This is a genomic window from Mycobacterium liflandii (genome assembly GCF_022354805.1).
Classification (GTDB): Bacteria; Actinomycetota; Actinomycetes; order Mycobacteriales; family Mycobacteriaceae; genus Mycobacterium; species Mycobacterium marinum.
This window is the reverse complement of the sequence record NZ_CP023138.1, coordinates 1,406,658-1,426,108: the sequence shown is the minus strand read 5'-3', so window position 1 is coordinate 1,426,108 and position 19,451 is coordinate 1,406,658. Positions and strand designations below refer to the sequence as shown.

Sequence of the window (19,451 nt, the reverse complement as noted above, 5' to 3'; positions counted from 1 at the left end):
GCAAGTCTCTCACGTCGCCGGAGCCCGGTCCTCTCGGTCATCCTCGTCGTCGATCAGATGCGCGAACGCCTCCAGGTTCTTCAACGACTCGCCCCGGGAAATCCGCCATTCCCACTCTTTTTGAATCGAAGACCGAAAACCCAACTCCAGCAACGTGTTGAAATCCGAGTCCACCGCCTCGAGCACCTGCCCGAGCACTCGGTCGATCTCGTAGGCGTCGACGGAGGCCAAGGACATGCGCCCAACCAGGTAGATATCGCCGACGTTGTCTAGCGTGTATGCCACCCCGTAAAAGCGGCGGTTGCGTTTGAGTAAGAACCGGTAGACACCTTCATGGTTTTCGTCCGGCTTTCGACAGACGAAAGCCTCCACGCGTACCGAGTGCTCACCGATGCTCAGGATGGTGTTGGTCTTGAGCTTGCGTTCCCCCGGCAGTTCGACGATCAGGCCGGCCAGCCCGCCGTGGGCGCCCTGATGCCGGGTGTAGCTCAGCTCGTTGACCTTAAGCGTGTCCTCGATCACCGCTTGCACGGACTGGCTCTGCGGCGTGGTGGGGGTCACGCGCCGACTCCGCGCCGAGCCGTCCAGCGACGCGGTTTGCGAGCCGCCACCGGGTCGCGAACCTTGCGGCGGCGCCCGGCGGTGAAGTCGCCGATCGCGCGGCGGTAACTGGCCAGCAGCGCGTCTGTGGTGTTCTCCCAAGAGAACGTGGCCGCATGCTCGGCCGCAGCCCGACTCATCAGCGCGCCCTGCGCGCCGGCATTGCTTCGCAGCAGCCCGTCGATCGCCGCCGCCCATTGGTCGACGTCATGTCCGGAGACCAGAGTCCCGCTGACCCCGTCACGTACCGCCACCGGCAACCCGCCGACCGCGGCCGCCACCACCGGCGTTCCGCACGCCTGGGCCTCCACAGCGACCAGGCCAAACGACTCGGAATAACTCGGTATCGCGACCAGATCAACCGCGTGGAACACGCGAGCCAAATCCGTGCGGGACTGCGGCGGCAGGAATGTCACCCGCTCGGCGATGCCGAGTTCGTCGGCGAGTTGAGCCAAACCGTCCGGGGATGCCAGTCCACTGCCCGAGGGGCCCCCGGCAACGATGATCCGCACCCCGGGCAGTTTGGCCACAGCACGCAGCACAATGTCGGGCGCCTTCAGCGGCTGGATCCGCCCGACGAAGGCCACCACCTTCTCCTCGGGCCGTAGCCCCAGCGCGGTTCGCGCCTGCTGACGGTCGCCGGGGCGGAACACCTCCAGGTCGACACCGGGATGCACGACGTCGATCCGGGCCGGATCCGCATGGTGAATCGAGATCAATTGCTTGGCCTCATCGTCGGTGTTGACGATGAGCCGATCAGCTTCGTCGACCACCTGCTGCTCGCCAACGGTGCGCAGCGGCGGCTCCGGTGCATCACCGTTGGCCAGCGCCGCGTTCTTCACCGCCGCCAGCGTATGGGCGGTATGCACCAAAGGGACCGCCCAGCGGTCACGGGCCAGCCAGCCGACCTGGCCGGACAGCCAATAGTGCGAGTGCACGATGTCGTAGTGCCCGGGTTCGTGGGCGGCTTCCGCGCGCAGCACCCCGGCCGCGAACGCACACAACTGGGTGGGCAGGTCGTACTTGTCCAGACCCTCGAATGGTCCCGCCACCACATTGCGCACCAGCACACCGGGCGCCACCCGCACGACCGGCGGGTCCGCCGAAGCGGTGGCCCGGGTGAAAATCTCGACCTCGATCCCCCGCTTGGCCAGATGTAGCGCACTTTGCAGCACGTAGACGTTCATGCCCCCGGCGTCACCGGTGCCCGGCTGCGCCAGCGGCGAGGTGTGCACAGCCAGCAGGGCAACCCTGCGCACGACGGCGTCGGCGGTTAGCCGGGAGACATCATCGGGCCGCACACCATCATCTTTACAGGACTCGCCCGCGGCACCGGCCCCCGCACGCATGGGGCGCACGTCAGGCCCTCCTACGCCGAGGCTTCGGGTTCGGCCTGCCGCAGCCGGGTGTTCAGTGCCCCAGAACGACGCATCGCCCCGCGCGGATCGGCATACAGCCCGCCTAGGGACACAATGCCCGCTCCCGCTTCCTGCACCCGGTTTCCGAATGACGTGACGCGGATGTCGCGCGGGGCCAGCACCGATCGAGCGGTGAACGCCTCTTCCACCTGGCGCATCCCCTCCGGGTACTCGGTGAATGCCTGGCCACCCACCACGAGTTCATCGGGGTTGAGCACGTCGCGCAGCAACGCAACCGTCTCGCCGAGCACTCGAGCCCGCTCCGCGAGCAGCTCCCTGGCCTGTTGATTTCCCGCCCGCGCCACGCGCAGCAAGTCGGTCATCGCGGTGACCGAGCCGTTCGTACGGGCCTGCGGGGTGGCCGCGATGATGCGCAGACGGCGGGCAGCGGCCAGCACCGCCTCGTCGCTCACCGTCGACTCGAGCTGGCCGGTACCGCCGAGCAGTTCGGAGTGGGCCGGCAAACCCGCGATCGTGCCCGGGCCGCTGGCCGGACAGTGCACCCGCCCGTCGATCACCAGCGCGTAACCCACGGTTTCGCGAGCGTAGACATACAGGCTGGTCGATGACCCCCCCGCGAGGCGCCGGGTACCGAGCAGAAGTTCGGCTCCGGCCATCGCGTCGACGTGGGATGCCACCGAGACCGGAAGCCCCAAGGCGTCTGCCAGCGCGGGCCCCACCGGTGCCTGCCGCCAGCCGAGTCGTTGGTGGTCGACGTGGCCGCTGGCGTCATCCACCGTGCCACCGATCGCGACCCCCACCCACAGGGCACGACGACGATGCCAGCGCCGCAGATACCGGCCCGCACTGTCGGCCAGGGACGCCAGCGCACTGCTGGCCGAACTGCGCGGTGTCGCGGTTTCGACGGTGTCGAGGGTGCGCCCCAACAGGTCGGTGGCCACGATGCTGGTGGTACGCGCACCGATGTGCAGACCCAGCGTCACGAACGGCTCGTGGTTCACCTCGACCGGCACTCGCGGACGCCCGATGGCCCCCGAAACCGCCAAGTCGGCGCGCTCCCGCAGCAGGCCCGCATCAAGTAGCGCGATGACCTGGCGGTTCACCGTCGCGATGCTCAGCGAGGTGGTGGTGGCGATGACGTCGCGGCCAACCGGTCCGCGCAATCGCACGGCCCGAAACACGGAGGCCGCCGCGGAATCCGCGAGGTGCAATGACGGGGCCACCACCTGACGGTAGGAACGTGGCTGGCCGTTATGACCGGAATGATGGGCGGTGAGGGTAGTCGAGTGCACAGGCGTCCTTGTTCTGAGTCAACTGGCCGGGTCCCTGGCCGCACATGCTGAGCTGAGTCAGGCGCGGCAAAGTCAGCGGCAACAACAGGCGCCCGCGAAGCGACGCGGGGCGGTGCTGCTGAACATGGCACTGTGGTACACACCGCGAATTTAGCACGTTTACTAGAGTGTGCCCGATGACAACTACTGACGCTGGAAACCGAGTCGCAGTGGTCACCGGCGCCAGTTCCGGGATCGGCGAAGCAACCGCCAGAACTCTTGCCGCGCAAGGGTTTCACGTGGTCGCGGTGGCTCGTCGCGCGGACCGGATAACTGCGCTGACCGATCAGATCGGAGGCACCCCAATTGTGGCGGATGTCACTGACGGTGCGGCAGTGGCGGCCTTGGCGGACGGACTGAGCCGCGTTGACGTCCTGGTCAACAATGCCGGTGGCGCCAAAGGGCTGGAACCGGTGGCCGACGCCGATCTCGAGCATTGGCGCTGGATGTGGGAGACGAATGTGCTGGGCACGCTGCGGGTAACCCGCGCGCTGCTACCCAAGCTGATCGCCTCCGGCGACGGGCTGATCGTGACCGTCACCTCCATTGCGGCGCTGGAGATCTACGACGGCGGCGCCGGATACACCGCCGCCAAACACGCCCAGGGCGCACTACACCGCACCCTGCGGGGCGAACTCCTGGGCCTGCCGGTGCGACTCACCGAGATTGCACCCGGCGCGGTCGAAACGGAGTTCTCGTTGGTCCGGTTCGACGGCGACGAGCAACGCGCGGACGCGGTCTACTCCGGGATGACTCCGCTGGTGGCCGCCGACATCGCCGAAGTGATCGGGTTCGTGGCCTCACGCCCCCCGCACGTCAACCTGGATCAGATCATCATCCGGCCGCGTGACCAGGCCTCAGCGACCCGACGGGCTAACCACCAGGTGTAGTAGTGCTCGGTGTGGTCGGTGTACCCGACAGGCTGGGGGCAGTCGACGGGGTGGCCGGCGCCGTGATCGGGATCTGCGTACCAGGCGTACGCGCCGACGGAGCCGGCAGCGCGGACATCGACAACCAGGTGTCCCAGTCCACCGCCCAGTCCCAGATGTCGCCGTCTGAGTAGGACAGCTCGATCGTGCTGCCGGTGACCTCAACCGGGTCGCCGTATATCGCCGAGTGGAAGTACTCCTCAGCGTTGGACGTCGACAGATTGATGCAGCCGTTGGTGACATTGCTGTTGCCTTGCGCGCCCGCGCTTTGCGGGTTGGCGTGGATGAACTCACCGTTGTTGGAGATCCGCACCGCCCAGCGCTCGTGCACGTTGCTGTATCCGGCGGCCGGGTTGGACATGTAGAAGTCCGAGTACTTCTCGGTCACCACATGGACACCGTTGCGGGTGACGTTGCGCGCCAGGTCGGCCTCGCCGTAGCTGCACGGGAAGTCCATGATGACTCCCTCATCGGTGACGACCTGAATGCGGTGGGAGGGGACCTCGGCCTTCACGATCTGGCGGCGCCCGATCTGGAAGTTCAACGTCATGTCTTGGGCACCGTAGGCGCCGTCGCCGAACGGCAGCCCATAGAGCTTGGCGTCGACGCTGGCCGTGGTGCCCGCGGGGTAGTACTCGCGCGGGCGCCAGTGCACCCGGGCGCCCTTGGCCTCATCGGGCAGCCAGGCCCAACTCCCCTCCACCGGCGGGTTGGTGGTGACGTGGAGCGCACGTTCCACGGTCGCCTTATCGGTGATCGGTGCATCGAATTGAATGATGACCGGCGCCGCGATCCCGACAGTCTGCCCGTCGGCTAACTGGAAGCCCCCGTCGATCTGCTTGTCCGGCGTCACGGTGGTGAACTTGCCCCCCACCGGAATCGCCTTGCCGTCGTGGCCGACAGCCGCACCACTCCAGGTGTAGGTGGTGTCGTAGCCCAGTGGTTCGGTGACCGTATAGACGGTGCGTTCCTGGTTGTAGGCACCGGCGATGACCTTGCCGGACGGATTCTTCAGCACGACCCGCTGGAACCAGCCGTTGCCGACCTCGACACTGACCGGATCGATCGGCAGCACGTCACCAGCGGCATCGGTCGGCCGGAAGATCAGCCGCGGCGCCTCGGGCGCCTTCTGCTCGGCCTGCTTGGCAACCTTGCCCGAACAGGCGGCCAAAACATTTGGCGCCAACACACCGGCCCCAAGGGCCATCAAAGCCATGCGCCTATTGATCGGCGCCTGACTCTTGGGTGCACTGGATGTGTTCACGGGATTCCAAGATACCGGGCGCAATAGCGCGCAAACGGTCCTCAAGCGGCCCCGTACCCGTCGCAGCACGATGCTCCAGACGGGCTCCGGGCCAAAAGTAGCAGCTACAACGCGCAACCAACCAGAACGGGCTCCGGTTTCAATGTGATACCAAACACATCACGAACTCCGTCACGCACTGTCCTGGCCAATACCATAACGTCCGCTGCCGTCGCGCCACCGCGATTGGTCAAAGCCAGTGCGTGCTTGCTGGACAGTCGGCATCGGGCGTGCGGGTCGCCGGGATAACCCTTGCCGAACCCGGCCCGCTCCAGCAGCCAGCCGGCAGCCAGCTTGACGCCGTCCGGTGCCGGGTAGTGCGGCACCGACTCCCCGGTCTGGGCCGCCAGCCGTTCGTAGATCTCGGGCGCGACCACGGGATTGGTGAAAAACGACCCCACGCTCCAGGTGTCATGGTCCGCGGCGTCAAGCACCATGCCCTTTCTCGCCCGCAGCGCCAGCACCGCATCGCGGACCGCCCGCGGCTCGCCACGCTCGCCGCTATTCATGTCCAGCGCAGCCATCAGCTCGCCGTAGCGCAGAGGGGCGCTGCGGCCCGAGGCATCCAGCGCGAACTCCACCTCTAGGACCACCGCCGGCAGCGCCAGCCCGTCGGCTTGCTTGAGCACGCTGGTTCGGTAGCCGAAAGACAGGTCGGCGGCGGGCACCCAGCTCACATCGCCGGTGCTGCGGTCCAATAGCCGGACCCGGGTGATGACGTCGGACACCTCCACGCCGTAGGCGCCAACGTTTTGTACCGGCGTCGCCCCGGCCGATCCGGGAATGCCCGACAGGCATTCCAGACCGCCCAGACCGCGTTCGATCGCCGCGACCACCACTTCGTCCCACACCGCGCCGGCCTCCGCGCGCACCAGGTTTCCGTCGATGGTGACCCGGTCGTTGGCCACCCGCACCACGGTCAGATCGGCAAGGGCGTCGCCGATCACCACATTGGAGCCGCCCGCGAACACCAACACCGGCCCGCAGTCTCCGTTTCGGGCACGGTCATCGAGCTCCCGGAGCACGCCAACCACCTGATCGGTGGTGTCGCAGGTGACCAGCGTCCGCGCGACCGGCCCCACCCGCAACGTGGTCAATGGCGCCAGCGGCACCGACTCGGCGACGCGCGCACCGGCGAATAGCGAACCGACATCGCGCCGTTTCATGGCCCGTAACGGTAGCCTGGCCAGCTATGCCGCGTTCATTCGACGTGTCAGCCGACTACGAAGGCAGCGTCACCGAAGTCCTCCAGGCTTTCTACGAGGAGCAATACTGGCGGGCCCGGCTGGCAGAAACTCCAGTGGACGTCGCAACCCTGGAGTCGATGCGGGTGGACGGCAAGCCCGGACACGACGGGACCATCGAAGTGGTCACCTTGCAGACCGTCTTCAGCCACAACTTGCCGGGCCTGGTCACCCAGTTGCACCGCGGAGATCTGTGCATCCGGCGTGAGGAAACCTGGGGGCCGGTCAACGATGGAACCGCAACGGCGTCCATCGCAGGGTCGATCGTGGATGCACCGGTGAATCTATGGGGCACCGGAGTCCTCACGCCCAACCCCAAGTCGGGCGGCTCCCGACTGTCGCTGCAACTCACCGCCCAGGTACGCATCCCTTTGATCGGCGGCAAGCTGGAACGGATGATCGGCACCGAGCTGAGCCAGCTGGTGACCGTAGAGCAGAAGTTCACTACCGAGTGGATCGCGGACAACGCCTAAGTAGCCCCAACTAGGCGCGCTAACACGTGCCGCCACCGATCCCGGTTCCGATCGCCGGGAGACGCCCGCAAGCCGGCTCTCAACGCCTTCGCCGCAACATGCATCGACCGGAATTGGTCACCTCAGCCGGCGATGATGCGAGCGCCACAGTCCCTGAGCTCCGCGTAGTCCCAACTGCAGGGCGTGTCCGTCCGTCTCGATGTTGAGACGGGTTTGGTGGCTGCCGGTGGTTGTTTATGCAGTTCGGGTTGGGGTGGCTAAGACGCTGGTGGGCGGCGTGCGGGAGCGGTGCTACTCAACTTTTGACGATCTGATTTTTCTACAGATGCATCGCTGACCTGCGGATATAGCGTGTTTGGACCGGTTGGGTCCGGGTCGAACTCTGTTGGCCTTTGGGTGGATGGGCGGTGGGTGTTGTGTCGTTTGTGAGTGTGGTTCCGGAGTGGGTGGCGGCGGCGGCAACCGATGTGGCCGGGATTGGGTCGGTGGTGGGTGCGGCTAATGCGGCGGCGGCGGGGGCGACGACGTCGGTGACGGCGGCTGCCGGTGATGAGGTGTCGGTGGCGATTGCGGCGTTGTTTGGGGGGTTTGGTCGCGAGTATCAGGCGGTGTGTGGGCAGTGGGCGGAGTTTGAGCAGCGGTTCGCGCGGGCGTTGGGGGCCGGGGCGGGGGCGTATGCGGGGGCTGAGGCGGCTGCGGTGGGGACGTTGTCGCCGCTAGGGGTGATTGAGCGGGGCGTGTGGGGGGCGGTGAACGGGCCGGCGGTGGCGTTGTGGGGGCGGCCGTTGATCGGTGATGGCGCTGATGGGGCGGCCGGGACGGGGCAAGCCGGTGGGGCGGGGGGTTGTTATGGGGTAACGGGGGTAATGGGGGTTCGGGCGGGGTGGGTCAAAGCGGTGGGGCGGGTGGTTCGGCGGGGTTGATCGGGCGAGGCGGGGCCGGTGGTGCGGGCGGGCTCAGCGGCGCCTCGGGGGCCGGCGGTGCGGGCGGGGTGGGCGGCAATGGCGGCTGGTTGTGGGGTGCCGGCGGGGATGGTGGTGCTGGCGGGGTGGGTGCGCTTAGCGGTGGTGTTGGTGCTGCGGCGGGTCGAGCGTGGTTGTGGGGTGCGGGCGGGGCCGGCGGTGCCGGCGGGCAGGGCGGGCTGGTCTATGGCGGCGGCGGCGACGGTGGTGCCGGCGGGGTGGGTGCGCTTAGCGGTGGTGTTGGCGGTGCGGCGGGTCGAGCGTGGTTGTGGGGTGCGGGCGGGGCCGGCGGTGCCGGCGGGCAGGGCATGGGTCTCGATGGCGGTGCCGGTGGCGGCGGCGGGCAGGGCATGGGTCTCGATGGCGGTGCCGGTGGCGGCGACGGTGGTGCCGGCGGGGTGGGTGGTGAGGTCGGCGGTGGTGGCGCCGGCGGTACCGGCGGGGCCGGTGGTGCGGCGGGGCTGATCGGCCACGGTGGGGCCGGGGGTGGCGGTGGTGCCGGTGATGGCGGTAGCACCGGGGGTGCGGGCCAGACCGGTGGTGATGGCGGCCGTGCCGGTGATGGGGGCGTTGGGGGGCGGGGCGGCTGGCTGGCCGGTGCCGGCGGCGACGGGGGTGCTGGCGGTGTCGGGGGTGTCGGCGGTGCCGGTGGTGGCGGCGCGGACGGGCTGGTGTTGGGCAGTGACGGCGGAGATGGCGGTGATGGCGGTACCGGCGGGGCCGGGGGGACCGGCGGCGCCGGGGGTGCGGGCGGGTTGATCAGCTTCTTCGGCGGCCAGGGTGCCGGCGGGGCCGGCGGTGCCGGTGGGGCCGGTGGGCTGGCCGGTGATGGTGGTGTGGGGGCCACGGGCACGTTTGCCGGTGGTGGCAGCGGTACCGGTGGTGCCGGCGGTGATGGCGGCACCCCCGGTGTGGGTGGTGCTGGCGGCGCCGGCGGGGCCGGCTCGATCGCGGGCGCTCATGGCAGCGAAGGTGCCCGCCCACTGAGCGGTAATGGCGGTAGCGGAGGGCGCGGGGCCGATAGCACCGTGCCCGGCGGGATCGCCGGTGATGGTGGGGTCGGTGGCAACGGCGGGGTGTTCGGCAACGGCGGTACCGGTGGTGCCGGCGGTACGGGCATCGCCGGGCAGCGGGGGGTGAGCGCGGACACCCCGGGCGGCTCGGGCACCGCCGGTGAGGATGGCGGGGTCGGCGGCAATGGCGGGGCCGGTGGCCTGGGTGGTGCCCTGGCCGGCCACGGGGGCGACGGCGGAGCCGGTGGCACCGGCGGCGACGGTGGGGCCGGCGGCTCGGGTGCGGCCGGCACGGCCGGAGACCGGGCCACCATCGCCCACCTCGATGGTGGCCGCGGGGGTGACGGTGGGTCCGGTGCCGACGGTGGGGCCGGCGGGGCCGGCGGGGCCGGCGGGGCCGGCGGTAACGGTGGCGCCGGTGGTCAGGCATTGGCGGCCGGCTACACCGACGGCGTTCGCGGCGCCGGAGGATCCGGCGGCGCCGGCGGGGCCGGCAGGCTGGCCGGGGCTGGCGGTGACGGCGGTGACGCATACACGACCGGCGGCGGGGCCGGCGGGGACGGCGGCCACGGCGGTGACACCGGGACCGGTGGGGCCGGCGGGTCCGGCGGCGCCGGCTCGAGCAACGGCCTGTCCGGCCTGTCCGGGCATAGCCCGACCAGCGGCGGTGATGGCGGCGCCGGTGGCGACGGCGGTGACAGTCCCGCCACCGGCGGGCGTGGCGGGGCCGGCGGTAACGGCGGCAAGTATGGCAATGGCGGCGCCGGCGGGGCCGGTGGTGACGGGATCGCGCGGGGCGACGCGGCCGGCGGTAACGGCGGCAACGGCGGCAACGGCGGCAACGGCGGCAACGGCGGCAACGGCGGCAACGGCGGGTTCTACGGTGACGGCGGGGACGGTGGGGCCGGCGGCGCGGGCGGTTCGGGCACCAGCGGTGTGGGTTTTGAGGGTGGCCGTGGCGGGGCCGGCGGGGATGGCGGGGCCGGCGGGGCCTACGGCGACGGCGGGGACGGCGGGGCCGGCGGAGCCGGCGGCGACGGACGCAATGGGGTCGACGCCACCACCGCGGGCGCTTCCGGCACGCAGGGATTCGCCGGCGGCGGCGGTGGCGCGGGCGGCGCCGGCGGGGCCGGCGGGGCCGGCGGGGCCGGGGGCACCCAAGCCGGCGCCGGTGGGGCCGGCGGGGACGGCGGGGCCGGCGGCACCGGTGGTTTCGGCGGGTCCGGCGCGAACGGCGGGGCCGGGGATCACGGCACCGCCGCGAACCCCAACGGAGGCCGTGGCGGGGCCGGCGGGGATGGCGGGGCCGGCGGCACCGGTGGTTTCGGCGGGTCCGGTGCGAACGGCAGGGCCGGGGATCACGGCACCGCCGCGAACCCCAACGGTGGCCGTGGCGGGGACGGCGGATCCGGCGCGGCCGGTGGGGCCGGCGGCGACGGCGGTAACGGCGGGGCCGGCGGACAGGCACAAGCGGCCGGCTACGCCGACGGAACCCGCGGCGCCGGCGGCAACGGCGGGGCCGGCGGGCTCGCCGGCGACGGAGGCCGCGGCGGAGACGGTGCGGTCGGGTTCGGTGGAGCCGGCGGCGACGGCGGCCACGGCGGTAACACCGGTGCCGGTGGGGCCGGCGGCACGGGCGGTGTCGGCTCCAGCACCGGACTCACCGGCCTGGGCGGGCACAGCCCCACCAGCGGCGGGGACGGCGGAAGCGGCGGAAACGGCGGGCGGGGTGCGGTCGATATCGCCGGCGGGGCCGGCGGGACCGGAGGTAACGGCGGGGCCTACGGCAACGGCGGCGACGGCGGCGACGGCGGCGACGGCGGTGACGGTGACGGTGTCAACGGAACACGCGGGCTGACCGCGATCACCCCAGGGGGCTCGGGCACCGACGGCAGCGCCGGCAGCGCCGGCGGCGCCGGCGGGTGCGGGGGCAACGGTGGGTGCGGGGGCAACGGTGGGGCCCTGGCCGGCGACGGCGGCGACGGTGGTGACGGCGGCAACGGCGGCTACCCCGGGGTCGGCGGGGCCGGCGGTAAAGGCGGAATCGGCGAGACCATCGGACTCAGCGGCCTCGGCGGCTACAGCCCCATCAGCGGCAACGGCGGCAACGGCGGCTACCCCGGGGTCGGCGGGGCCGGCGGTAAAGGCGGAATCGGCGAGACCATCGGACTCAGCGGCCTCGGCGGCTACAGCCCCATCAGCGGCAACGGCGGCGACGGCGGCGACGGCGGCAGCGGCAGCGCTGGCACCACCGCCCACCCGGCCGGCTTTGACGGCGGTGCCGGCGGGCACGGCGGCGATGGCGGCGCCTTCGGCAACGGCGGCAACGGCGGCGACGGCGGGACCGGCGGGACCGGAACCGCAGCAACCACCGCGGGCTCCCCCGGCGCCGTTGGCGGCCACGGCGGCGCCGGCGGCAACGGCGGCGACGGCGGCTACCTCAACGGAAACGCCGGAAACGGCGGAAGCGGCGGGGCCGGCGGCACCGGCGGTGCGGGGGCTACCGGCACATCACAAGCCGCCGCAACCGGCTTAGGCGGCGGCCACGGCGGCGACGGCGGCGCCGGGGGCGATGGCGGCAACGGCGGAAAAGCGCACGCAACCGGATTCCACAACGGCACCGGCGGCCAAGGAGGCGACGGCGGCCAAGGAGGCAAAGCCGGCAACGGCGGCAACGGCGCCGACGGCCAAGCAGCCGCCATTGGACGTCCCAGGGTCTCGCCAGGCGATGGTGGTGACGGCGGCAACGGCGGCTCAGGCGGCACCGGCGGTACCGGCGGCACCGGCGGCGACGCCACCACCAAAGCTGCTGGAGGTCTGGACGGAGCCAGAGGCAACGGCGGCAACGGCGTCAACGGCAGCAACGGCGGCAAGGGCGGCAACGCCGGCAACGGCACCGTGGTCACCGGCTTGGGGGCAGCGGCGGCAACGGCGGCGATGGAGGGCACGGCAACGGGTCAAATATCGCTGGAGGCAACGGCGGCAGCGGCGGAAACGGCGTGGTCAGAGGCAACGGCGGCAGCGGCGGCAGCGGCGGCAACGCCGGCAACGGGGGCAACGGCGTTAACGGCCTCTTCACGAACCGCGACGGCGGCAGCGGCGGCAACGGCGGCAAGGGCGGCAACGGTGTGATCGCCGGCGCTGGGGGTGACGGGGGCACCGGCGGCGCAGGTGGCGGTTTCCAAGCCACCGGCGGCAGCGGCGGCGACGGCAGCGCTGGCGGCTCTGGTACCACCGGAGGCACCGGGGGTCGCGGCGGCGCCGGCGGCGCAGCTGACGGTTTCCGAGCCACTGGCGGCGCCGGCGGCACCGGCGGCGGCGGCGGTAACGGCACCTCCACTGGTGGCGTTGGGGGTAACGGCGGCAAAGGCGGGGGCGCCACCGATCTCGAAAGCGTTGCCGGCAGCGGGGGCAACGGCGGTAACGGCGGATACGGCGCCACGGGAGGCAATGCTGGTCGCGGCGGAGACGGCGGTTCCAGCACCGGCTTCGGCGGTGGTGGCGGTATGGGGGGCACCGGCGGCCTTGGCAACGCCGGATACGGCGGATACGGCGGCGACGGCGGTAAGGGCGGCGACGGCGGTGACACTGGCGGTGGCGTCGGCCGCAGCGGAGGCACCGGCGGCAAGGGCGGCGCCAGCACCTTGAACGGCCAACAGGTTGCGGGCGGCAGCGGCGGCTCCAGTAAGGCGCCAGTAGGCAATAGAGGCAGCTCCGGCGGCACGGGCGGCCACCCTGGCGGCCTCTGACCCGCTTCCGGGGTCCTAAGCTGGCTGCTATGCGAATCGCGCTGGCACAGATTCTCAGTGGCACTGACCCAACAGCAAATCTTGAGCTGGTGCGTGACTATGCCGAGCGGGCGGCGGATGCCGGCGCCAGGCTGGTGGTGTTCCCCGAAGCGACCATGTGCCGGTTCGGCGTCCCGTTGGGACCCGTCGCACAGCCCCTGGACGGCCCCTGGGCCAACGGGGTGCGCCGGATCGCCGCCCAGACCGGAATAACGGTGGTGGCGGGGATGTTTACCCCCGCCGATGCCGGACGGGTATCAAACACACTGTTCGCAGCGGGTCCGGGCGCACCGAATCAGCCAGATGACCACTACCACAAGATCCACCTCTACGACGCCTTCGGCTTTGCCGAGTCGCGTACCGTCGCGCCGGGACACGAGCCGGTAGTGATCACGGTCGACGACGTCCAGGTCGGTTTGACAGTTTGCTACGACATCCGCTTTCCGGCCCTCTACACCGAGCTGGCTCGGCGCGGCGCCGAACTGATCGTGGTCAGCGCCTCCTGGGGCTCAGGCCCTGGCAAACTTGACCAGTGGACGCTACTGGCCCGCGCCAGGGCCCTGGATTCGGCCAGTTATGTGGCCGCGGCGGGTCAGGCCGACCCGGGAGACACCGCGTCGGATCCGGGCGGAGGTTCCGGTGCACCGCGAGGGGTGGGCGGCAGCCTGGTCGCCTCCCCGCTGGGTGAAGTGGTGGCGTCAGCGGGGTCGGACCCGCAACTCGTTGTCGCCGACATCGACCTCGCCAAGGTAGGTGCGGCACGCGACAACATAGGAATGCTGCGCAACCAATCGCGCTTCACTCAGACTGATAAGGCACAATCGCGTAGGTGACGAACCCGCAAGGCCCACCCAACGAGGGCCCGTCGACTTGGTCGCGTCCCAGCAATCAAGGCCCCCTTGGCCGGCCCCCGTCCCCGGTTGACCCGTCTGGTGGGCCGTTCCGTTCGGGCGAGCCCGCCAACCCCCAGCAAGAGCCGCCGACAATGGCCGGCATCGGCCCGCAGCAGACGGAGCCCATCGCCGCCAGCAACGCCGATTCGCGGCGGCCGGAATCCACTTCTCCGCCCGCCTCGAGCGCCAGTAAGACGACGTCGGTTGCCACGCCAGAGGAAGAGCCGCTGGCGGGAACGCGCAAACGACGCTCACGCCGGGACCCACTATCCATCTTTTTGATTCTGATCATCGTGTTCTCGCTGGTCCTCGCCGGCGTGATCGCCAGCGAGCTCTACGCTCGCCATGTCGCCAACGGCAAGGTTGCCGCCGCGGTGGCATGTGAGGTCAAAGACAAGGCCACCGCGTCGTTCGGCGTGGCGCCCCTGTTGTTGTGGCAGTTGGCAACCCGCCACTTCACCAACATCACGGTCGAGACGGCGGGCAACCAGGTGCGTGACGCCAAGGGCATGAAGCTTCGAATCAGCATTCAAGATGTCCATCTCAAGAGCACGCCGAACTCCGCGGGCACACTTGGAGCACTGGATGCCACCATTTCCTGGACATCGGATGGCATCAAGGAATCGGTGCAGAACGCGATCCCGATCCTCGGCGAGTTCGTCACCAACAGCGTGGTGACACACCCCGCCGACGGCACCATCGAACTCAAGGGCATGCTCAACGACATCATCGCCAGGCCAGTGGTGTCCGGCAAGGGGTTGGAGCTGCAGATCGTGAGCTTCAATACGCTGGGCTTCTCACTGCCGAAGGAAGCGGTGCAGTCGACACTGAACGACTTCACCGCAGACTTGACCAGGAACTATCCGCTGGGGATCCACGCGGACAGCGTTCAAGTCACCACGACCGGTGTGGTCAGCCACTTCTCCACCCGCAACGCCACCATCCCGACCGGTAGCCAGAATCCCTGTTTCGCCAACCTCTGAGCGCGGTGTAACCGCAGATCAGTTCTGGCCGAGCCCCTCGAGGACCGCTCGGGTGCCGGACAGGCCCAGCCTGGTTGCACCGGCACTGAGCATCGCGACCGCGTCGGTGGCGGTCCGGATGCCGCCGCTGGCCTTGACCCCGAGTCGTCCGCCGACGGCGCTGGCCATCACTTCGACGGCGCGCGTCGAGGCGCCGCCTGCGGGATGAAAGCCGGTAGACGTCTTGACGAAGTCCGCTCCGGCGTCCTCGGCGACCCGGCACACGCCGATCAGCGTGGACTCGTCGGCCAGACCCAATAGCGCCGCCGACTCAACGATCACCTTCAGCACCGCCCCGGAGGTCGCGCAACGCACCGCCTCGATGTCGGACCGCACCGCATCGAGGTGCCCGGCCAGCGCGGCACCGACATCGATGACCATGTCGACCTCAACGGCACCGCAGGCAACGGCAAGCGCCGCCTCATGCGCCTTGATCGCCGAGGCATGCTTGCCCGACGGGAAACCCGCCACCGTGGCTACCCGGACGCCGCCGGCCGAGACCGCGGCGGGCACCATCGACGGCGAAACGCAGACCGCGTAAACGCCGAGGTCGGCGGCTTCTGCCACCAGGGCCACCACATCGGCGGCAGTAGCCTCGGGCTTGAGCAGGGTGTGATCCACCAACGCCGCCACCTGGTCTCGGGTTGGTTGACCCGGCATCAAGACTGACCCCCGTCTGCAGACGACACAACCGCCCGTGAAAGTTCGGCCTCTTCAGGGCCGCCCGGATTGCAGCCTGAGGCAATCATCTCGGCGTCATCGACCACCGGGCGCCACGGCTCGAGATTCCAGCTGCTCTTGCCGGGTGCTGCGACCTCGGCGAAATCCCAGTGACAGACGAACTGTGCCCGCATGCCAGGGGTGTCGGCCTCCGGAGCCAACGCCAGTACCTCCGCCCACGCCTCCTCCGCGGCCGCGGCGGTCATGCCGAACTGGCTGGCGGCCGCGCGCCCGGCCGACGTCGGGAACACGCGCAGGCCCCGCAATGACCCCCACTGCGCCCATTCGGTGTGGTCCACGAACGGCGGCGAATGAACTGGCTGCGCGGCGCTGGCATCTCCGGCACCCGCATCGGCCGCAGCATCAGGCGCGCTCAGCATGGCGATAAGCACCGCGACTGGCGCGGCCAACAGGACTTTCATCCGGCTAGCGGGATTTGCCCTGAATCTCGAGCAGCTTGGGCCGCACGTCGACCAGATAGACCCCGGCCGCACACGCGGCTATCGCCATCCCGAGCACGCCGAAGACGAAGCCCAGGATGGAGGTCAGTGCCACAGCCGCGCCGAGAATCACCAACCACACCGGCTTGGTCAGCTTGTCAGCGGCGGTATAGGCATCAGGCCGCTGCATCGCTGCATGCACAAACGCGTACACGGCCGTTACCAGGACGGCGATCTGCAGGACCAACAGGACGGTACCTACGAGTTGGCTCACCCCTAAAGACTATGCGGGCATTGGCCAAAACGTCGACTCCGAGCCGCCTTACCGGCGACTCGCGGGCCAAAAACGCCGACTCCGAGCCGCCCGACTGGGCGACTCGGAGTCGAATCGTGAATGTTATCGGTCCGAGCCGAGCTCGGCCCGGATCACTTCTGGGTGACCTTCTTGGCCGGAGCCTTCTTGGCCGGAGCCTTCTTGGCAGGCGCCTTCTTGGCGGCCGGAGCCTTCTTGGCGGGAGCCTTCTTGGCGGGAGCCTCGAGTTCTTCCTTCTTCGGCAGCTCGATGCCGACCAGTTTGGCGGCGCGCTCACCGACGGCGCGGGTCTGCGTCGCGACGGTGCCCAGCGCCTCCTGGGTCAGCTCCACAGCCTGGTCCACGTAACCCTCGGCGCGAGCCGACGCGTCCTCGAAGGCCGGCTGGCTACGCAACCGCTCCAGGGCGGCCTCGCCGCGCTGAACCAAGTCGTTGTACCGGCCGGTGGCGGCCTCCAGGTAACCCTCGGCAGCCTTGCGGAGCTCGTCGGAGGTGAAACGCTCACGCAGTTCGGTGAACTGCTCCGGCAGGTCCTCCTGCAGCTTGGTCAGGCGAGCGCGGCTCTCCTCGACCCGGCTACGGGTGTCGGTGCGGGTCTCTTCGGCGCGGTCACGCAGGTTGGCGATCAGGTCGTTGACGGTGGCCAGAGCCAGGTCGGCGGCACCGAGTGCGGCAAGCAGCGGCGCCCGCAGGTCCTCGATGTTCGTGTTTTCAGCCATGTTGTTTCCTTTCATGGATTGTTTGTCGTTATTGGCGCTATCGAGACTTGAAATGGAAGTTGGGGCAAGCGTCGGCTCCTCTGGGGGAATAGTCAAGACCCACGGATTGCCGTAGCGCGCGGATTGCGGGGAACCTCCTGAGTCGTCGGATCGGTGGACGGTCCAGTTTCCAGTTGCCAATACAGGCCTGATTTTTCGCTGGTCAGAACCCGTTCCCGCGGTTCGCGATTACCGGTCACACAAACCCGCAGACGCGTACTCGACGGCGCATTCGCAACGTCTATCCCTATTGAGTTACCCGACGGCCGGCGCTCTAGACGTCGCCAATCTCACATCTGGCGGCCGACCACTTAATCAATCGTCAATTTCAGATGGGCTCGAACACTCCTCACGGACGGCTTCGTTCTGCTGGGTAAACGACGCATAGATATCCAACAGAATTTGCTTTTGACGCTCGGTGATGGCCGTGTCGGTGATGATGACGTCACGCACCTGGCTGGTCTCGCTCGGTTCGAGAATCCCGGCACGCACATAAAGGACCTCGGCGGATACCCGCAGCGCCTTCGCAATCTGGGCCAAGACATCAGCGGACGGCTTGCGCAGCCCACGCTCGACTTGGCTCAGGTAAGGATTGCTGACACCGGAGCGCTCCGCAAGCTGCCGCATCGAGACGTGCGCATTCTCGCGTTGCGTCCTGATGAAGCTGCCAATATCGGAGGCCTTAGAGGACACCGCGGACACCTTGGCGCCCAGCTTTTCCTCCCCCGGCATCGGTGCACTCCCTCGCTAGTGGTAGTCGTTTACGCACCCAAGGGTACGGAGAGGTGCTTGCTTTTGCAAGCGCTTGTTAGCACCCTCATAACAGCAAGTGCGCGATAGCGAAGATCACCAAACCGGCCAGCGCCCCCACAACCGTGCCGTTGATCCGAATAAACTGCAGGTCACGGCCGACGTGTAGTTCGATGCGCCGACTGGCTTCCTCGGCGTCCCAACGCTCGATCGTCTCGGTGATGATTGCCGTGATCTCGACCCCATACTGCGAGACCAAGTGCTGCGCCGCCCGCACCATCCAGTCGTCCACCTTGTCGCGCAGCTCGCCGTCGTCGCGCAGTGATTCGCCGATTCGGACCACCGTTTCGGCGATCCGGCTGCGCAAGACGCTGGACGGGTCGTCAACGCCCTCGAGCACCAGCCGCTTGGTGGTTTTCCATGCGGTCGCCGCGGCATTGGCGACCTCGTCGCGGGCCATCAACTGGTCTTTGATGGTGTCGGCGCGCGCAATGGTGCTCGGATCGTGCTGGAGATCGTCAGCGAACTCGAACAGGAAGCGGGTCGCCGAACGGCGCAGTTCGTGATCGGGGTTGCGCCGAACTTTGTCGGTGAAATCCATCAACTCGCGGTGGATGCGGTCGCCAACCATGTGGTCGACGAATCGCGGCGACCACGTTGGCGAGTCGCGCTCGACCACCCGCTGAATGATCACCCCCGCGTTCAGTGACCACTGAAAGGCACGGTCGGCCAGCAGCTGGATCAGGGCTTCCTGCCGGTTCTCGGCCAGGACGGTCTGCAGCACCCGCCCCACCGGCGGACCCCACTGCGGCTCGGCGATACGACGCACGATCATCCGGTCGATCACGTGCTGGACGTCATCGTCGCGCAGTAGCTCCACCAGCACCCGCAGCACCGTGGCGGCCTCGGCCGCCACCCGTTGGGCATGCCCGGAATCCGCGAGCCATTTCCCCAGCCGGCTGGGGACCTGCGCATCGCGCAACTTGGTTTCCACCACCGGGGCCGACAGGAAGTTCTCCCGGACGAACGTGCCCAGCCCCTCGCCCAGCTGGTCTTTCTTGCGTTTGATGATTGCGGTGTGCGGGATCGGGATCCCCAGTGGATGCTTGAACAGCGCCGTCACGGCGAACCAGTCGGCCAGCGCACCGACCATGCCGGCCTCCGCGGCGGCACCGAGGTAACCGACCCACAGCGGCGCCCCACCTTGAGCCTGCACCCACCGACATGCCAGGAACACGATGGTGGCGCCGACGAGGAACCCCAGCGCCACCAGTTTCATCCGACGCAGGCCCACCCGCCGGGCCGCATCTGCCTGCGGATCGGCGCCGGCGAACGACTCAGCAAAAGACATCCGGTGTATCGATGCCGGCGGCGAACTCGAAGGCTCGGCTCTGTGTGCCACCACACCATCATCCGCTATAACTGCCACGGGTTAGTGTGACTGCACTGTTGTGGGGCCTCGCGCACGCACCGCCGATGCGCCATATGTAACTGCACAAGCCGTAGTATCAAGGGCGTCTAGTAAGTGGAAAC

Annotated in this window: 16 protein-coding genes and 1 pseudogene; 6 read left to right on the top strand and 11 right to left on the bottom strand. The window is 69.3% G+C overall.

Annotated elements, in window-relative coordinates:
• Positions 1 to 9: 9 nt before the first annotated feature.
• The 3 genes from CKW46_RS06440 to CKW46_RS06430 are packed head-to-tail and all read right to left on the bottom strand — an operon-like array spanning position 10 to position 3,271.
• A complete protein-coding gene (locus CKW46_RS06440) occupies positions 10 to 561 on the bottom strand; it encodes a type III secretion system chaperone family protein (RefSeq protein WP_482052969.1) in 552 nt (183 codons plus the stop codon).
• Complete coding sequence (mshA, locus tag CKW46_RS06435) at positions 558 to 1,949, bottom strand: D-inositol-3-phosphate glycosyltransferase (RefSeq protein ID WP_262491525.1); 1,392 nt, start codon at positions 1,947 to 1,949, stop codon at positions 558 to 560. The genes CKW46_RS06440 and mshA overlap by 4 nt, the downstream gene beginning before the upstream one ends.
• Positions 1,950 to 1,969: 20 nt before the next feature.
• Positions 1,970 to 3,271, bottom strand: a complete 1,302-nt coding sequence (locus tag CKW46_RS06430) for an ROK family transcriptional regulator (RefSeq protein ID WP_015354462.1) — start codon at positions 3,269 to 3,271, stop codon at positions 1,970 to 1,972.
• 176 nt (positions 3,272 to 3,447) lie between these two features.
• On the opposite strand from CKW46_RS06430, the gene CKW46_RS06425 reads away from it, so the two are divergent.
• Positions 3,448 to 4,200, top strand: coding sequence for an SDR family NAD(P)-dependent oxidoreductase (locus CKW46_RS06425; protein WP_012392751.1), 753 nt, complete (start codon positions 3,448 to 3,450; stop codon positions 4,198 to 4,200).
• On the opposite strand, the gene CKW46_RS06420 is transcribed toward CKW46_RS06425, so the two are convergent.
• Positions 4,184 to 5,455: a L,D-transpeptidase gene (locus tag CKW46_RS06420; RefSeq protein WP_252872681.1), complete on the bottom strand. Its 1,272-nt coding sequence runs from the start codon at positions 5,453 to 5,455 to the stop codon at positions 4,184 to 4,186. The two genes, CKW46_RS06425 and CKW46_RS06420, sit on opposite strands and share 17 nt — an antisense overlap.
• A 152-nt stretch (positions 5,456 to 5,607) precedes the next feature.
• Positions 5,608 to 6,708 carry a UDP-N-acetylmuramate dehydrogenase gene (locus tag CKW46_RS06415; RefSeq protein ID WP_482052968.1) on the bottom strand — a complete coding sequence of 367 codons (1,101 nt, stop codon included), beginning with the start codon at positions 6,706 to 6,708 and terminating at the stop codon, positions 5,608 to 5,610.
• A gap of 26 nt (positions 6,709 to 6,734) precedes the next feature.
• On the opposite strand from CKW46_RS06415, the gene CKW46_RS06410 reads away from it, so the two are divergent.
• The 5 genes and pseudogenes from CKW46_RS06410 (at position 6,735) to CKW46_RS06390 (ending at position 14,898) form a co-directional block, all read left to right on the top strand.
• Positions 6,735 to 7,259, top strand: coding sequence for a DUF2505 domain-containing protein (locus CKW46_RS06410; RefSeq protein WP_015354459.1), 525 nt, complete (start codon positions 6,735 to 6,737; stop codon positions 7,257 to 7,259).
• Between the two features lie 416 nt (positions 7,260 to 7,675).
• Positions 7,676 to 10,761, top strand: a pseudogene (locus CKW46_RS06405) (PE family protein); the annotation flags it as partial.
• A gap of 1,472 nt (positions 10,762 to 12,233) precedes the next feature.
• Complete coding sequence (locus tag CKW46_RS06400) at positions 12,234 to 12,983, top strand: hypothetical protein (protein WP_499018941.1); 750 nt, start codon at positions 12,234 to 12,236, stop codon at positions 12,981 to 12,983.
• A 29-nt stretch (positions 12,984 to 13,012) separates the two neighbouring features.
• Positions 13,013 to 13,855, top strand: coding sequence for a carbon-nitrogen hydrolase family protein (locus tag CKW46_RS06395; protein ID WP_015354455.1), 843 nt, complete (start codon positions 13,013 to 13,015; stop codon positions 13,853 to 13,855).
• Positions 13,852 to 14,898 carry an LmeA family phospholipid-binding protein gene (locus tag CKW46_RS06390; protein ID WP_012392746.1) on the top strand — a complete coding sequence of 349 codons (1,047 nt, stop codon included), beginning with the start codon at positions 13,852 to 13,854 and terminating at the stop codon, positions 14,896 to 14,898. Before CKW46_RS06395 ends, CKW46_RS06390 begins: the two co-directional genes overlap by 4 nt.
• 18 nt (positions 14,899 to 14,916) lie before the next feature.
• Here CKW46_RS06390 and deoC read toward each other — a convergent pair whose 3' ends face one another.
• From deoC to CKW46_RS06360, 6 genes are all read right to left on the bottom strand, one after another.
• The gene (deoC, locus tag CKW46_RS06385; RefSeq protein WP_011742101.1) at positions 14,917 to 15,597 is read right to left on the bottom strand and encodes a deoxyribose-phosphate aldolase; all 681 of its coding nucleotides are present in this window, start codon (positions 15,595 to 15,597) and stop codon (positions 14,917 to 14,919) included.
• On the bottom strand, positions 15,597 to 16,079 hold the full coding sequence (locus CKW46_RS06380; RefSeq protein WP_012392745.1) for a DUF2599 domain-containing protein: 483 nt from the start codon (positions 16,077 to 16,079) through the stop codon (positions 15,597 to 15,599). Before CKW46_RS06380 ends, deoC begins: the two co-directional genes overlap by 1 nt.
• A gap of 4 nt (positions 16,080 to 16,083) precedes the next feature.
• Positions 16,084 to 16,371 carry a DUF2516 family protein gene (locus CKW46_RS06375; protein WP_015354451.1) on the bottom strand — a complete coding sequence of 96 codons (288 nt, stop codon included), beginning with the start codon at positions 16,369 to 16,371 and terminating at the stop codon, positions 16,084 to 16,086.
• A gap of 152 nt (positions 16,372 to 16,523) precedes the next feature.
• Complete coding sequence (gene hbhA, locus CKW46_RS06370; RefSeq protein ID WP_012392743.1) at positions 16,524 to 17,129, bottom strand: heparin-binding hemagglutinin HbhA; 606 nt, start codon at positions 17,127 to 17,129, stop codon at positions 16,524 to 16,526.
• 354 nt (positions 17,130 to 17,483) lie between these two features.
• Entirely contained in the window at positions 17,484 to 17,900 is a 417-nt protein-coding gene (gene hbhR, locus CKW46_RS06365; RefSeq protein WP_012392742.1) for a transcriptional regulator HbhR, read from the bottom strand.
• A gap of 85 nt (positions 17,901 to 17,985) precedes the next feature.
• Positions 17,986 to 19,323 carry a DUF445 domain-containing protein gene (locus CKW46_RS06360; RefSeq protein WP_482052966.1) on the bottom strand — a complete coding sequence of 446 codons (1,338 nt, stop codon included), beginning with the start codon at positions 19,321 to 19,323 and terminating at the stop codon, positions 17,986 to 17,988.
• Positions 19,324 to 19,451 lie beyond the last annotated feature (128 nt).

What these genes read in the sequence shown, in the direction of transcription:
- mshA (WP_262491525.1), bottom strand. Translation starts at nt 1,949, where the DNA reads ATGCGTGCGGGGGCCGGTGCCGCGGGCGAGTCCTGTAAAGATGATGGT.
- CKW46_RS06425 (WP_012392751.1), top strand. Translation starts at nt 3,448, where the DNA reads ATGACAACTACTGACGCTGGAAACCGAGTCGCAGTGGTCACCGGCGCC.
- CKW46_RS06420 (WP_252872681.1), bottom strand. Translation starts at nt 5,455, where the DNA reads ATGGCTTTGATGGCCCTTGGGGCCGGTGTGTTGGCGCCAAATGTTTTG.
- CKW46_RS06415 (WP_482052968.1), bottom strand. Translation starts at nt 6,708, where the DNA reads ATGAAACGGCGCGATGTCGGTTCGCTATTCGCCGGTGCGCGCGTCGCC.
- CKW46_RS06410 (WP_015354459.1), top strand. Translation starts at nt 6,735, where the DNA reads ATGCCGCGTTCATTCGACGTGTCAGCCGACTACGAAGGCAGCGTCACC.
- CKW46_RS06395 (WP_015354455.1), top strand. Translation starts at nt 13,013, where the DNA reads ATGCGAATCGCGCTGGCACAGATTCTCAGTGGCACTGACCCAACAGCA.
- deoC (WP_011742101.1), bottom strand. Translation starts at nt 15,597, where the DNA reads ATGCCGGGTCAACCAACCCGAGACCAGGTGGCGGCGTTGGTGGATCAC.
- CKW46_RS06380 (WP_012392745.1), bottom strand. Translation starts at nt 16,079, where the DNA reads ATGAAAGTCCTGTTGGCCGCGCCAGTCGCGGTGCTTATCGCCATGCTG.
- hbhA (WP_012392743.1), bottom strand. Translation starts at nt 17,129, where the DNA reads ATGGCTGAAAACACGAACATCGAGGACCTGCGGGCGCCGCTGCTTGCC.
- hbhR (WP_012392742.1), bottom strand. Translation starts at nt 17,900, where the DNA reads ATGCCGGGGGAGGAAAAGCTGGGCGCCAAGGTGTCCGCGGTGTCCTCT.